The sequence below is a fragment of the Natronococcus sp. A-GB1 genome (assembly GCF_029688845.1).
Lineage (GTDB): Archaea > Halobacteriota > Halobacteria > Halobacteriales > Natrialbaceae > Natronococcus.
The window spans coordinates 87,938-101,308 of the sequence record NZ_JARUKW010000003.1 but is presented as its reverse complement, the minus strand read 5'-3'; the positions used below and the strand labels follow the sequence as shown (position 1 = coordinate 101,308).

General features: G+C 66.7%; 13 protein-coding genes and 1 pseudogene. 5 read left to right on the top strand and 9 right to left on the bottom strand.

The genetic code is table 11. The annotated features are described in order from the left end of the window. The first annotated feature begins 46 nt into the window (after positions 1-46). Both QA600_RS04955 and QA600_RS04950 read left to right on the top strand, forming a co-directional pair. Entirely contained in the window at positions 47-796 is a 750-nt protein-coding gene (locus tag QA600_RS04955) for a DUF1028 domain-containing protein (protein WP_278290855.1), read from the top strand. Positions 797-799: 3 nt separating this feature from the next. After that, a complete protein-coding gene (locus QA600_RS04950; protein ID WP_278290854.1) occupies positions 800-1,264 on the top strand; it encodes a pyridoxamine 5'-phosphate oxidase family protein in 465 nt (154 codons plus the stop codon). On the opposite strand, the gene QA600_RS04945 is transcribed toward QA600_RS04950, so the two are convergent. Next, complete coding sequence (locus tag QA600_RS04945) at positions 1,261-1,740, bottom strand: RNA-binding protein (RefSeq protein ID WP_278290853.1); 480 nt, start codon at positions 1,738-1,740, stop codon at positions 1,261-1,263. The genes QA600_RS04950 and QA600_RS04945 overlap by 4 nt on opposite strands. Positions 1,741-1,863: 123 nt before the next feature. On the opposite strand from QA600_RS04945, the gene QA600_RS04940 reads away from it, so the two are divergent. After that, positions 1,864-2,157, top strand: coding sequence for a hypothetical protein (locus tag QA600_RS04940; protein ID WP_278290852.1), 294 nt, complete (start codon positions 1,864-1,866; stop codon positions 2,155-2,157). 49 nt (positions 2,158-2,206) lie between these two features. Then, on the top strand, positions 2,207-3,490 hold the full coding sequence (locus tag QA600_RS04935) for a ribonuclease R family protein (RefSeq protein WP_278290851.1): 1,284 nt from the start codon (positions 2,207-2,209) through the stop codon (positions 3,488-3,490). 224 nt (positions 3,491-3,714) lie between these two features. Here QA600_RS04935 and QA600_RS04930 read toward each other — a convergent pair whose 3' ends face one another. The 7 genes from QA600_RS04930 to mutL all read right to left on the bottom strand — a co-directional run bounded on the left by QA600_RS04930 (position 3,715) and on the right by mutL (position 11,869). Then, on the bottom strand, positions 3,715-4,167 hold the full coding sequence (locus QA600_RS04930) for an Hsp20/alpha crystallin family protein (RefSeq protein ID WP_278291014.1): 453 nt from the start codon (positions 4,165-4,167) through the stop codon (positions 3,715-3,717). Positions 4,168-4,249: 82 nt separating this feature from the next. Then, entirely contained in the window at positions 4,250-5,707 is a 1,458-nt protein-coding gene (locus tag QA600_RS04925; RefSeq protein ID WP_278290850.1) for an NAD(P)/FAD-dependent oxidoreductase, read from the bottom strand. Between the two features lie 46 nt (positions 5,708-5,753). Continuing rightward, a complete protein-coding gene (kdgK1, locus tag QA600_RS04920) occupies positions 5,754-6,710 on the bottom strand; it encodes a bifunctional 2-dehydro-3-deoxygluconokinase/2-dehydro-3-deoxygalactonokinase (protein WP_278290849.1) in 957 nt (318 codons plus the stop codon). 91 nt (positions 6,711-6,801) lie between these two features. Then, positions 6,802-7,881: an RNA 3'-terminal phosphate cyclase gene (gene rtcA, locus QA600_RS04915; protein ID WP_278290848.1), complete on the bottom strand. Its 1,080-nt coding sequence runs from the start codon at positions 7,879-7,881 to the stop codon at positions 6,802-6,804. A 75-nt stretch (positions 7,882-7,956) separates the two neighbouring features. Beyond that, on the bottom strand, positions 7,957-9,255 hold the full coding sequence (locus tag QA600_RS04910) for a S8 family serine peptidase (RefSeq protein WP_278290847.1): 1,299 nt from the start codon (positions 9,253-9,255) through the stop codon (positions 7,957-7,959). A 176-nt stretch (positions 9,256-9,431) separates the two neighbouring features. Further along, positions 9,432-9,566: a hypothetical protein gene (locus QA600_RS04905; RefSeq protein ID WP_278290846.1), complete on the bottom strand. Its 135-nt coding sequence runs from the start codon at positions 9,564-9,566 to the stop codon at positions 9,432-9,434. A gap of 107 nt (positions 9,567-9,673) precedes the next feature. Beyond that, positions 9,674-11,869, bottom strand: a complete 2,196-nt coding sequence (gene mutL, locus QA600_RS04900) for a DNA mismatch repair endonuclease MutL (RefSeq protein ID WP_278290845.1) — start codon at positions 11,867-11,869, stop codon at positions 9,674-9,676. A 186-nt stretch (positions 11,870-12,055) separates the two neighbouring features. Here mutL and QA600_RS04895 point away from each other — a divergent pair. After that, positions 12,056-12,896, top strand: a pseudogene (locus tag QA600_RS04895) (hypothetical protein). 55 nt (positions 12,897-12,951) lie between these two features. Here QA600_RS04895 and QA600_RS04890 read toward each other — a convergent pair. Then, positions 12,952-13,359 carry a response regulator gene (locus tag QA600_RS04890; RefSeq protein WP_278290844.1) on the bottom strand — a complete coding sequence of 136 codons (408 nt, stop codon included), beginning with the start codon at positions 13,357-13,359 and terminating at the stop codon, positions 12,952-12,954. Between the last annotated feature and the right edge of the window lie 12 nt (positions 13,360-13,371).

Here is a 13,371-nt window from a genome sequence, read left to right as displayed (position 1 = left end):
TGCCGGAAACCACCGTTTTTTCGCGGGTCGAATCGTGCGCTCGAGCATGACGTTCAGCATCTGCGTTCGCGAAACCTACGAGACACCCGACGGGGAGACCCACGACCGGTTCGGCGTCGCGGTCACGACCCGCCTGCCGGGAGTCGGCACGCTCTGTCCGTTCGCCAGCGAGAACGGCGCCGTCGCGACCCAGAGCCTAGTTAACATTGACCTTGGCCGAGACGGGATCAGGTACCTCGACGACGGACTGGCCGTCGACGCCGCCCTCGAGGCGCTGCTCGAGGCCGACGACGGCGCGTCCCAGCGCCAGCTTCACGGCGTCGACGCCGACTCGACGTTCGTCTTTTCGGGTGAGGACTGCGAGGGCTGGTTCGGCCACCTCGAGGGCGACCACTACACCGTCGCCGGGAACCTGCTCGTCGGCGAGTCGGTACTCGAGGCGACCGCCGACGCCTACGCCGAGAGCGCGGTCCACGAGACGACCGACGAGACCGCGGGTGCGGGAGTCGGCGCCGACCCGCTCGCGAAGCGCCTGATCGACGCCCTCGAGGCGGGACACAGCGAGGGCGGTGACAAACGCGAGGAGCTGCCGATCCAGAGCGCGGCAGTCGTCGTCGAGACGACCGAGGACTACGAGTTCGCGCCGCCGTACAACGATCTACGGGTCGACGCGACGGAGTCGCCGATCGAGGATCTGCGAGAGACGTACGAGCTAGCACTCGAGGGCTACGAGGACACCCTGGATCGGTACGCGGACGCCTTCGAGGAAGACTCCCTCGAGGAAGCCGCGGAGTAGCCCGTGGAGCTGATCGAGGACACGCTCGAGGTCGAACTCGACGCGTTTCTGGCCCGACCGCTGTTCTGTTTTCTGGCCCAGCGGGCCAATAGCGGGCCCCGGGTCTCCCCGCTGTGGTTCCTGTGGGCGGACGGAATCGTCTGGATCATCGCCCAGCTCGAGGGGCGCTCGTACCCGGATCGGGTCCAGCAGGATCCAGCGACCGCGCTCGCGGTCGTCGACTTCGATCCCGCTACGGGTCGGGTCGAACACGTCGGGATGCGGGGCACAGCGTCGCTCGAGTCGTACGACGAGGAGGTTGCTGGCCAGCTGCTCGAGACGTACCTGGGGACGCACCGCGCGGACTGGCCAGCGGCATTCGTCGACCTCGACCCCGATGCGTACCGGCTTCTCGAGATTACGCCCGAGACGGTCGTCGCGCGGGACCAGTCGTACCCGGCACCGCCGACTCCGGAGGACGGGAGCTAGCCGGCGAACTCGTACAGCTCGTCGCCGACGTGGTGCAGCGAGTCGACGACCTTCCCCTCGTCGCCGACCATCTCCGACCCCTCGACGCGGGCACGACCGACCGCCAGCACCTTCCCGTGGGACTCCTCGGCGATCAACACGAGGTCGTCGGGCGAGATGTCGTCGGTCGCCTCGGTGATGCCGGGACGCATCACGTCGGCGCCGTCGCTCACAAACGAGATCGCGCCGCTGTCGACGGTGACCACGTGCTTTTCGGGATCGTACGCGTTCGCGCCCCGGACCGTCAGGAACGGTTCCTCGTCGAAGAAGGCGACCTGCGGTTCGCCGTCGATCAGGACGACCTCCCAGTCGTTGTCCTCGAACTCCACACGTTCGTAGGTGTCTCCCTCCGGGGAGACGCCGAGCTGCGCCGACAGCATCTCCTCGATCTCGGAGATAGCATCGCTGCGGAGGTGGTGGCGAGACTTGACCTGCATATCCGGGGGGAGGACCGGTCGGAGTATAAAACGCCCGTTCCCGCGACCGCCCGCCTCGACGGAGACTCCGGTCGGGCGCCAGGTGTGCCAATCGCTAAGTAGGTTCACGCGCTGGTCGATAGTATGTGGTTCTCTCGGAACCGCGATCCGTCCGCCGTCTGTCCCGCGTGCGGATCCGAGATCCCCCGCTCGAGCGCCCGCGAGTACGACAAGTACGGCGACCGGTGGGAGCGCGAGAACAAGCGCTTCGAGTACCTCTGTAAGCCCTGTTACGCCGAGCTCTGTCACCACCTGCGCGAGGGACTCGAGGCCCTGCTCGTCGAGCTGGAGGACGAACAACGCCCCTGGGAGACGTTTCTTGCGCAGTACGTCGCCGCCGTCGAGAACCAGGACGGGCGACTCGAGGAGGAGTCCTGAACGTTCCGGTCCCGACACGACTTTCACCCCGACGTTCGTAGGCCAGCCCATGAGCGACGACGCACAGGCCCAGGCCGGTACGGCCGAGGGTCAGGGCCCGGTCGAGATCTCCGAGGAGGTCGCGCGCCACCTCGAGAACAAGCGCGAGGAGCTGTTCGAGAAGTTCGAGATCCGCGACGAGTTCCCCGAGGCGGTGCTCGAGGAGGCCCGCGAGCGAACGGAGGGTGTCCAGGCTGAGATCGAGGACGAAGTCGACGAGCGAGAGGATCTGCGAGACCTGACGACCTGGACGACCGACCCGGTCGACGCCCAGGACTTCGACGACGCGCTCTCGATCGAGGAGCGCGAGGACGAGTACGTCCTCTGGGTCCACATCGCCGACGTCACCCACTACGTTCACCCCGACTCCGAGATGTGGGACGAGGCCGTCGAGCGCGCCAACACGGTCTACCTGCCGGGGTACACCATCCACATGCTCCCACCCGTCCTCGCGGAGACGGTCTGTTCGCTCGTCCCCAACGAGGATCGGCTCGCCCACACCGTCGAGATGCACCTCGACAAGGAGCACCTCGGCTACGAGAACATCGAGATCTACAAGTCGGTGATCCAGTCCGACGAACGGCTCACCTACACGCAGGCCGAAAACCGTCTCGAGGATTCCGACGCGCCGTTACACGAGGAGAACGTCCTCGTCCACGAGGTCGCCGACCGGATGCACGAACAGCGCAAAGAGGACGGCTCGCTCGTCCTGAATCCCGCTCGCGACCGCGCCCACACCATCATCGAGGAGTGCATGCTGAAGGCCAACAAGGCCGTCACGCACGAACTCATGTGGTCACGCGGCGTCGAGGCGATGTACCGGGTTCACCCCCAGCCCAGCCCCGACGAGTGGTCGGAAGCCCTACGGGAGATCCAGGACCTCGAGGGCGTCTCGATCCCCGGCGACAAGTGGGACGACCCCCGGATGGCGGTCAACGCCACCCTCGAGGAGGCACCCGGCCGCCAGCTCGACAAGATCCAGTGGGCGGTGATGAAGGTGATGCCGCGCGCGAAGTACATGAACGACCCCTTCGGCGGCCATCACGCGCTGAACTTCGAGATCTACGGCCACTTCACCAGCCCCATTCGTCGGCTCTCGGACCTAATCAACCACTGGATCGTCTACCAGAACGACGTCCCGGAGAACCTGATCGAACTCTGCGATCGGGCCAGCGACAAACAGAAGGACGCGGAACAGTGCGAGCGCGAGTACAAGCAGTTCCTCCAGGAGGTCGGCCTCGACCCCGCCGCTGTCAACAATCGCGGCATCGAAGTGGTCGACGACGCCGAGTAACTTCCACCCGTCATCGCGAACGGCCCTCCAGCTGCCGTGAACAGTTCGAGATGCGACTATCGGTGAGTTTCAACCAATGAGAAACTGACAAGTTATTTTATTAGATACTATACAAGTACGGTTGGAGTCTGGATCCCTGTCACACGCTCCACGACTCCGTTTTCCCGTTGCGGTTCACCGATACGTCGCCTCGCTCCCCGGTGGACGGAGTGTCGACTCTGGTCTCACTCGATCTCGATCCGGTGGTCGTCCTCGCGCCCGTCGTCGACGATCGGGAGTCGAACCTCGAGGACGCCGTTGTGGTACGTCGCTGAGATCTCCCCGTCGTCGACGGCCTTCGCGATCGGAACCTGTCTGGCAACCCGTCGGGAACGACGCGACCGGTAGCTCTCCGATCCCTCCTCGGCGTCGGCGTGAGCCTGAATCGACAGCACGCCGTCCCGGAAGGAGAGGTCGATGTCCGCCTTCTCGAAGCCGGGCAGGTCCATCACGAAGACGTACTCGCCGTCCATCTCTTCCAGGTTTGCTACCCCGCGATCCATCGCGGTCGGCTCGGCGGCGTCGACCCCTTCGAGCGCCGGTCGGCCGAATCCTCGGTCGTCGGCCGGGAACTCCGCGTCCCAACTCGAGCGGAACTGGTCGAACATGCGGTCCATCTCGCGGAACATGCGGTTCATTTCATCAAAGGATCTCATAACTGATCGAGATATATAGGACACAGTTAATAATAAAGATTTCGAGAACCGGGATAGCACGCCGCTACAGCGCCAGATCGCGGGCGTCGGTGTCGTCGACGCAGTCCTGTTCGTCGCCGAGTTCCTCGCAGGCCTCCCGGAGCAGCCCGTCCAGAATTTCGGGCGTTGTGGGGTGGTAGGCTCGCTTGGGCACCTCGCGGACGTCGACTTTCATCTCGACGAGCACCTGCATCGTCTTGGCCATCACGTCGGCGTGAAGGTGGAGCCCCTGAAACCCGAGCACCGTCCCACCCTCGGCGTCGACGATAATCGTCGCCCGTCCCTCGGGATGGCCCTTCGTCTTGAAGACGCCGTCGTCGCTCGCCTCGCGGGTGACGACGATCGTCTCCATCTCCGTCCCGGCCGCCGTCTCGGGCGTGTGGCCGATGCGGGCGAACGGGTACGCTCCCAGTCCGGAGAAGATCACGTGGTGAGGGACGTTCGCGTACGGCTCGCACTCCTCGTCGCGAGCGTGACTGACGATGTTCTGTGCCGCCGCAAAGCCCTGTTCCTTGGCGACGTGGAGGATCGGCTCGCGGCCGTTCGCGTCGCCGACGACGAAGATGCGATCGTCGTCGGCCGCCTGCATCGTCGGCTCGACCCACCCCTCGTCGGGTTCGAGCCGGGTCTCCTCGAGGCCCAGTCCGTCGAGGTTCGGCCGGCGGCCGGTAAAGCAGTAGAGCTGGTCGGCCTCGACGACCCGTTCCTCGCCCTCCCGGTCGGCGTACAGCCGCACGCCGCCGTCGTCGGTTCGCTCGAGTCGCCGCTCGTCCGTGTTGGTCAACACCTCGATCCCGAACTGCTCGCGGTAGAGTTCGAGGATCGTCTCGCCGTACTCGGGTTCGAACTCGTCGAGCGGGTGATCGTCGTGTTCGATCACCGTGAGGTCGACGCCGCCGGCCTCGCTGAGGTAGGGCGCGAGCTCGAGCCCGATGTAGCCAAAGCCCATGACGGTCCCCGAGTCGGGAAACGAGGTCGCGTCGAGGACGTCCGCGCTTCCCATAAAGTCGACGTCGTCGATCCCCGGTAGGTCGGGGACGTTGAGCGTCGATCCCGTCGCGATGACGACGTAGTCGGGCTCGAGTCGCCGGCCGTCGACCTCGAGGACGCGGTCGTCGACGAACCGCGCGGGCTCGCGGAGGAGCTCGACGTTCTCGCGCTCGGCGAGGTCGTGGACGTGCTCCCGACGGTGTTCGGCGAACCCCGAGATGTGGTCGTCCTTGCGGGCGACGACGGCCTCGGGATCGACCTCGGGGACGCCTTCCAGACGGTCGTCGTGGCGCGCCCGGAACCGGTGGTCGGCTGCCGAGAGGACCTCCTTCGATGGCATACAGCCCTGCAAGATACAGAGCCCGCCCCCGGGATCGCCGTCGTCGATCAGCGTCAGTTCGAGCCCCGATAACGCCTCGGCTCGCTCGAGCAACCCGTCGGCGGCGGCGACGCCCGCGCTTCCGTACGCTCCGACGATCGCGACGTGAACCATACGGGAGCTACGACAACTGGACAAAAAGAGATTCTGCAGGCCGGAGCTATCGGGAAATCCCGCCCTCGTCCTCCGCGACGACCGCCTCGACTTCCTCCTGAGTCACCAGGGCGACGTCGCCGGGGATCGTCCGCTTCAGCGCGGCCGTCGCCGCGGCGTACTCGAGGGCGGTCTCCATGTTGTCGCCCTCGAGCCGGCGGGCGAAGAAAGCCCCCGAGAAGGCGTCGCCGGTGCCGATCGGGTCGAGCGTCTCGGTCTCGTAGCTGGGCTGTTCGACGACCTCGCCGTCGTTCCAGGCGAGGGCACCCTCGGCGCCGCGGGTGACGATGACGGTCTCGAACCCGAACGTTCCGGCCAGCTCGTCGGCCAGTTCGCGGGCCTCGCCTTCGAGACCGAGCACGTTCCGGGCGTCCCGGGCCGCGACGACGAGCACGTCGATCGACGGGAACAGCTCGCGCAGACGGTCGTCAGCCTCCTCGGCCGACCAGAGCTTCGCCCGGTAGTTGAGATCGAAGGCGGTCTTCGTCCCGTTCTCTGCGGCCGTCTCGAGCAGCTCGGCCGTCGTCTCGCGAAGCGTCTCCGACAGCGCAGGTGTGATTCCGGTCGTAAAGAAGAGCTCGGCGTCCTCGATCAGCGCCGCGTCGATCTCTCCGGTTTCGGCGGTCGTAACCGCGGCGTCGCTCCGGTCGTAGATCACGTTCGTTCCGCGGGGTTTGCCCCCGTGCTCGAGGTAGTAGGTTCCCTGTCGCCCCTCCTCGCTCCAGACGATCTCGGTGTCGATGCCGTACCCCTCGAGCTCGCTGACGACGCGCCGACCCAGCGGCGAGTCCGGTAGCTTCGAGGTCCAGGCTGCCGACGCCGAGCCGAGCCGCTGAGCCGCGATGGCGACGTTGCTCTCCGCGCCTGCAGCACGAACCTCGAGCTCGGCCGTCTCCTCGAGGCGTCGCTGGTCGGGCGGCGAGAGCCGCAACATCGTCTCGCCGAAGGTGACGATCTCGCTCACGCTGCTGCCCTCCGATCGCTCCCGTCGGTACTCGCTGCAACGGTCATGTGCGGGTGATCGACCGGCTGCGGTTAAGGTGTGTCGTTCGACGCTACGGCGGATCGGGGGACCGCGAGACGACGGCCCCCTCCTCGCGACGCTCGAGGTCGATCTCCCGGCCGAACGCCTCGAGCAGCGCCCGACTGGTTTCGACGTGGTCGCTCACCCGCGGGATCCGCACCCGTCCCCCTGCGAGCGCGAGAAAGACCAGGAGCTGATCGCCCATGTGGCGGTCGACGACCGCGTCCCCCTCGAGAAACCGGTTCGCCGCGTCGGCGGCGTCCTCGCCGACGCGCTCGGCTGGTTTGCCCCGCTCGCCCAGCGCGTCGAACCCGGCGATTCCCGTACCATGATTGACCCTGATCACCAGCGCGGAGCCCGGCGAGGGGCTCTCGGCGGTTCGCTCTTGACGCTCGAGAACCTCGAGCTGATCGTCCTCGTTGCTCCCCTCGTCGACGTTTCGGTCGGCGCCCGCGAGGTCGAGTCGCTCGAGGGCCCCCTCGAGCTGGCGGTGGGCGACGTCCTGATCCGCGAGCGACGCCGATTCGGTCGAGTAGAGTCGGACGCCCTCGAGCGCTCCTCGCTCGGAGAGTTCGAGCGGCTCGAGACTCGAGGGGGCGATCCGCAGCGTCGCTCGTCCTCCGCCGTTGGGGTAGAATCCGCGTCGATCGCCCTCGCAGGACGCTACGAGCCCGTGTGCACCGAGCAGGGGGAACTTAACCTGTCGGAGGTAGTCCAGCGGCGGCGCCCACTCGACGTCCGTTCCGCCCGTCGCGGTCACCGACAGCGGCGCCTCGAGAATCGTCGCCAGCGGCAAAATGGCGTCGAACAGTAGGGTCACGCTCCCGGCCGTGCCGATATCGACGGCGTAGGAACCGCCCTCGAGTCCACCCGTGCTCGAGTTACCGGGCTCGAACTCGACCGTCTCCGCGCCCAGTTCGGCCCCCGAAACCTCGGCGTCGGCAACCGCGGCGAGCGTCTCGAGGACGGCCAGATGCTGGTTCGCCAGTCCTGGATTCGGCCGGTCGCCGCGGACGTTCTCCAGCCGAACGGGCTCGTTCTCGAGCACGGACAGCGTGAGTGCGGTCCGGAGGAACTGCCCGCCGGCGTCCGAGCCGTCGAGTTCGCGCATGGCTCGGGGTACGGGCTCGAGTCACCTACCGTTGCCGAACGAAAAGAGCGGGCCTGGAGCCGTTCGAACTGCCGTTCAGATCCGCTGGACCGTGTTCAGCGCGTTGATGCGCCCGGCGCCGAACTCGGGGCTGCTTCGCCCGTTGCCCAACTCCGCGCCGTGGGCGAGGTTGTTCTCGACTTGGTTTGCGTTCATCTCGGGCTCGAGTTCGCGCACGAGGGCGACGAGGCCCGCGACCTGCGGGGCCGCCATCGAGGTGCCGGCAAACCACGCGTACTCCTCGCCCGGGACCGTCGAGTAAACCTGGTCCTCTTCGTCGGTTTCGTCCGCGGTCTCGCGGCCGCCGCCGGGTGCACCGACCTCGATCGCGCTCGTCCCGTAGTTCGAATAAAAGGAGAGCCCGTCGTTGGGCCCGCTCGCGGAGACGGTCACCGCACCCTGTACCGTTCCCGGAAGGTAGTGCCAGTTGTCGTAGATCACGTCGACCACCTCGCCGTCATCGTCGGTAATCTCCCAACGGGACTGTCCCTGCTGGAGGTCAACCGCGTCGTTTCCGGCGGATGCCGTCGAGAGCGTCCCGCGCCGGGCGACGTCCTGCATCACCTGCTGGACCGCGACACGGAGTCCCTCACTGTTCGCCTGGGCAGGCTGGGGCGCGGCGCCGAGACTGTAGTTCGCGACGTCGGCGCCGATACTGGCGGCGTACTCCGCGCCAACGAGGATATCGGCGAACGAACTGCTATCCTCGCCGAGAACTCGTACAGAGACGATCTCTGCGTCCGGAGCGGTGCCCGTGACGCCCTCCGCGCCGCTCGCTGCCGCGATTCCTGCGACGTGAGTGCCGTGACTCCCGGTATCTCCCTCGTGTTCGGTTATCTCGCCGCCGTCGACGATCGAGACGCTCAGCTTCTCGTTGAAGTTGTCCTCGAGATCCGGATGCGTGCCGTCGACGCCCGTGTCGGCGATGACGATTCGAGTTCCCTCGCCGGTGGCGTAGTCGTGGGCCTCGAACGTGTTGGTGATCTCCTTGTCCCACTGCTTTTCGGTGTAGTCGGCGTCGTCGGTCGTCTGCGGTTCGGCGCTCTCGACCGGGTCGGCGAACTCGACCTCGAAGTTCTCGGTTACCCCGCTGACGCCCGATACCGAGTCCAGGTCGTCCTCGGCGGCCGCCGGCCCGGAGACGATCGAGACCGATCCGCCCGCGAGTTCGCGCGTGATCGAGAAGCCGGCGTCCTCGAGCCGTCCCCTCGAGCCGCCGGTGACGACGTAGGTCGTCGACGAACCGGCGCTTCCTGCGCCGATCATCCCGACCGACAGTCCCGCCGCCGTAATTCCCTGCAGTACCCGCCGCCGTGTTTTTGTACGTCGTGTCATAGCGACACAAAAGCCGATCATGGTTAATGATGTAATAGTTGTGGAACCGGTGATCAAGAGGGGATAAACTATCTACGGTAGCGGCCGAATTTTGGAAAAATCTGGCAGGGGATCGCGTCGTCACCGGCTACGCTCGAGGCGCGGGCGCCGACGACGTGGACGGTCTGCTGGCGACGCTACCGGGAACCGCGACGACGCTGTGCGTAGTCGGGTTCCCGACGATCGTTCTCGGGGACGCTCATCCCGATGAAAAAGCCGAGGTACAGGCAGAGCACCACCAGCCACCCGATGGCTATGAGTACCATACTCATTTTTCAACGCTATATTCATTCAGGCATAAATATAAGTACTTTCTGCTCGAGGGGGTGACGCCGGGCGAGTCCTCGAGTGCCTGGCGACGACCGATCTCGGCGGAGGGTCAGCCGTGGTGGCCGGGGTAATCCCGCTCGAAGCGCTCCTCGATCTCGCTCTGTTCGAGGCGGACGATCACTGGTCGGCCGTGCGGACACGAGTAGGGGTTCTCGCAGTCGTCGAGCGCCGCGAGCAGGTCGACGACCGACCCCTCCGTCAGCGAGGTGTTGCCCGTGATCGAGGGGTAACACGCGAGGTCGCCGAGGAACTCGTCGGCCAGCGCGTCGATCGTCTCCGCGCCGGCCTCCCGGTCGCCCTCGACGAACGAGGTGAGGACGTCCCGTAGTCGCTCGGGCTCGAGGGTCTCCTCGAGCACCGCGGGAACGGTCGTCACGGCGACGGTGCGGTCGTCGGTTCGGTTCGCGTGGAAACCCAACCGGGTGAGGGCCTCCCGGTAGCTCTCGAAGGCCTCGACCTCCGCGGCGGTGAGCTCGAGTTCGACGGGCGAGGCCAGCGACTGGGCAGCGGGGTCCTCGGCGAAGGCCTCGCGCAGTCGTTCGTAGTTGACCCGTTCGTCGGCGGCGTGCTGGTCGATGAGGGCGAGCCCGTCGGGGGACTCACAGACGAGGTACGTATCCCGGTACTGGCCCAGCACCTGCAGCGAGGGCAGCGAGTCGAATTCGGACACCTCGCCGTTGGCGGCCTCGCCGCCGAGCGTTCGCTGCTCGGTCGGTCCGGAAAAGCGACGGCTCGAGTCAACGTCGTCTCGACGTGCGGGGCCGTCCGAACTCGAGTCGGGATCGACCGCCGGCTCGGCTACCTGGCTGTTCTGCTCGACTGCCGTTTCGGCGCCCGCCGCGGACGAGTCGCGAGGCGCGTTCGCGACGACGTTTTCGGCGTCGTCGGTCGTCGGGCTTCCGTCGGCGGTCGAGTCGGTTGCTCGAGCGTCGTCCGTTCGTGCCCCCTCGTTCGAGTCTGACGACGCTGAAGCCGGTTCGGGGTCGGCCGCTTGCGAGTCGACCGCGTCCGTGTCGTCCGACGACGAGTCCGATACCTCGGCGTCGGCCCCTCGAGACGTCGATCGATTCCCCGAGGGACCCGAGTCCCGCCGTCGCGGGCCCGCGGCGGCCGGCCGTCCCCCTGAACCCGAACCCGAGCCGCCGGGCTCGAGCCGGGCCTCGTCCGGCGCCGATCGGCCGCGGGGCGCACCCGAGCGAAGCAGACCGTGCTCGAGCAGCGCCGACTCGACGGCCGAATCGACCTGTCGACGCACGGCGTCGTCGTCGTCGAAGCGCACCTCCCGCTTTCGGGGGTGGACGTTGACGTCGACGGCCTCCCCCGGAACGTTGAGAAAGAGCACGACAAAGGGGTAGCGATCGCCCGCGAGCTGGGTGCCGTAGGCGCCCATGATCCCCTCGCGGACGGCGTCGGCCGAGACGGCGCGGCCGTTGACGTACGTTGCGAGGTACTCGCGGCTCGAGCGGTTCGTCTCGGGGTGGGAGACGAGTCCTGAGACGGACTCGAGCGGTCCGACGGGAAGCTCGTTGCCGTCGGCCTCGATCGGGATCATTGCCGAGGCTACCTCGCGGCCGTACACCGAGAGGACGGCCGCCTGCAGGTCGCCCTGGCCCGTCGTCGCGAATACCTCGCGGCCGTCGTGGGTTAGCGAGACCGCGACGTCGGGGTTGGCCAGCGCATAGCGAGTCACGACCCGGTTGACGTGGGCGAACTCGGTCGCCGTCGTCTTGAGGAACTTCCGGCGCGCGGGGGTGTTGTAGAACAGCTCCGCGACCTCGACGACGGTTCCGGCGGGACAGCCCGTCGGTTCGACCGAGACGACGTCGCCGCCCTCGTAGACGAGTTTGGTGCCGGCGCCGTCGGCCTCGCGCGGCCGACTCCTGATCGCCAGCTTCGACACGGAGCCGATGGTGTGCAGGGCCTCGCCCCGGAAACCCAGCGTGGCGACGCCGGACTCGAGGTCCTCGAGGCCGGCGATCTTGCTCGTGGTGTGCTGGCGGACCGCGGCCCGGAGGTCGGCCTCGCTCATCCCGTGGCCGTCGTCGGCGACCCGAATCAGCTCGGTCCCCCCCGCCTCGACGGTGACGTCGACGCTGTCGGCGTCGGCGTCGAGACTGTTCTCGAGGAGCTCCTTGACCGCGCTGGCGGGCCGTTCGACGACCTCGCCGGCGGCGATCCTGGCGACGGTGTCCTCGTCGAGCTGGCGGATGTCGGTCCCCTCCGGGGTAGTGGTGTCGTCGCTCATTGTGGTGGTCCGAAATCGGCGCGCTCGAGGCTTCGGCCGCGTCCGCGGATCATCAGTAACTCGTACTCACAGCGGCTGGTTAGGTCTTACGCGTCCGGAGCGGATGTAGTTACACTCGCCGCGTCCGCGGCGCAGGCGGCGCTCGCAGCGAAAGAACGAGCACGCTGTGTGTCCAACCTGTGATCGATGCTCACCGGCCTCGCGCTCGTCGACGGCAACTCGCTCCTCGTTGCGGTGCTCGTCGTCGCAGTTGCGCTCGTCCACCTCCTTCCCAACCGGTTACCCGTCTCGAGCGGCCGATCGCGCCACGGCCTGCTCTCGGCTGCCGGCGGCGTCTCGATCGTCTACGCCTTCCTCCACCTGTTTCCCGAACTCGACGGCCGTCGGGACTCCCTCGAGGGCGTCGACCGCCTCGTCGGTTCGCTCGCCGGCCACCACATCTACGGGCTCGCGTTCGTCGGGCTGGCGCTGTTCTACGGGCTCGAGCGACTGGCCGCGATTTCGCGCTCCCGGGAGTTCGAACACGAACTATAGTAGCCACTGAAAGTCAGTGCGCATCCGATCGCACGACGGCTGTGCGATCGGTGTGTAAACAGTTTCAGTTGTTACTATAGGTCCGTTCACCGACGAGCCCGTCTTCTGGATCCACGTCGGCGGATTCGTCATCTACAACGCGTTTATCGGGTACGTGCTCGTTCAGGGGGAGACCGGAACCGAGAGCGACGTGCTATTCGCGGTCGCGATGGCGCTGCACCTGTTCGGCAACGATGCGGCGATGGAACAGCACCACCGGAAGGCCTACCGGTGGATCGGTCGGTGGGTGCTCGCGGCTGCGGTGTTGCTCGGGGCCGGTCTCGGCGCGGTTTACACGATCGGTGACGCCGCGTTTACCGTTTTGCTCGGTCTGCTGACCGGCGACATCGTCTTCAACGCGATCAAAGACGAGCTCCCTCGAACCCAGGAGAGTCGATTCTGGGCGTTCGCGGCGCGGTCGGTCGGCTACGGCTCGATCCTGCTGCTCCTGTAACGTTCACGTTTCGGGCCACGTCGCTCCGCTCGATCCGCCAGAATCAGGATTCGTGCTATGCGAGCCGCCGAGCGCCGCCCAATCGTTCGGCGTACTGCCGTAGCTCGTCGGCCTCGAGGGGCTTGACGGCGTACGTGTCCGCTCCCTCGGACTCGGTCCGGAGTGACTCCACCTCGAGTCGCGACCCCGTCATTACGACCACCGAAACGTCGGCGAGACGCCCGTCGGCTCGCAATTCGGTTAACACTTTCCGACCGTTTTTCCGCGGGAGATGCCAGTCGAGCAGGACCAGATCCGGGCGCGGCGCGTCGGCGTACTCGCCGCGCTGGCGGAGAAACCGCAGTGCTTCGACACCGTCTTTCACGACGTGTCGATCGCTCTCCACCCCCGCTTCCTTCAGCATCTCTTCCGTGTATCTGACGTCAGCTGGATTGTCGTCGACTATCAGTAGATTTTGTAACACCCATTCCACCTC

Excerpts from the sequence above, each read along its gene's own strand:
- QA600_RS04910 (WP_278290847.1), bottom strand. The coding sequence starts at position 9,255 with ATGACACGACGTACAAAAACACGGCGGCGGGTACTGCAGGGAATTACG.
- QA600_RS04945 (WP_278290853.1), bottom strand. The coding sequence starts at position 1,740 with ATGCAGGTCAAGTCTCGCCACCACCTCCGCAGCGATGCTATCTCCGAG.
- QA600_RS04905 (WP_278290846.1), bottom strand. The coding sequence starts at position 9,566 with ATGAGTATGGTACTCATAGCCATCGGGTGGCTGGTGGTGCTCTGCCTG.
- rtcA (WP_278290848.1), bottom strand. The coding sequence starts at position 7,881 with ATGCGCGAACTCGACGGCTCGGACGCCGGCGGGCAGTTCCTCCGGACC.
- mutL (WP_278290845.1), bottom strand. The coding sequence starts at position 11,869 with ATGAGCGACGACACCACTACCCCGGAGGGGACCGACATCCGCCAGCTC.
- QA600_RS04930 (WP_278291014.1), bottom strand. The coding sequence starts at position 4,167 with ATGAACCGCATGTTCCGCGAGATGGACCGCATGTTCGACCAGTTCCGC.
- QA600_RS04940 (WP_278290852.1), top strand. The coding sequence starts at position 1,864 with ATGTGGTTCTCTCGGAACCGCGATCCGTCCGCCGTCTGTCCCGCGTGC.
- QA600_RS04955 (WP_278290855.1), top strand. The coding sequence starts at position 47 with ATGACGTTCAGCATCTGCGTTCGCGAAACCTACGAGACACCCGACGGG.
- QA600_RS04935 (WP_278290851.1), top strand. The coding sequence starts at position 2,207 with ATGAGCGACGACGCACAGGCCCAGGCCGGTACGGCCGAGGGTCAGGGC.
- QA600_RS04925 (WP_278290850.1), bottom strand. The coding sequence starts at position 5,707 with ATGGTTCACGTCGCGATCGTCGGAGCGTACGGAAGCGCGGGCGTCGCC.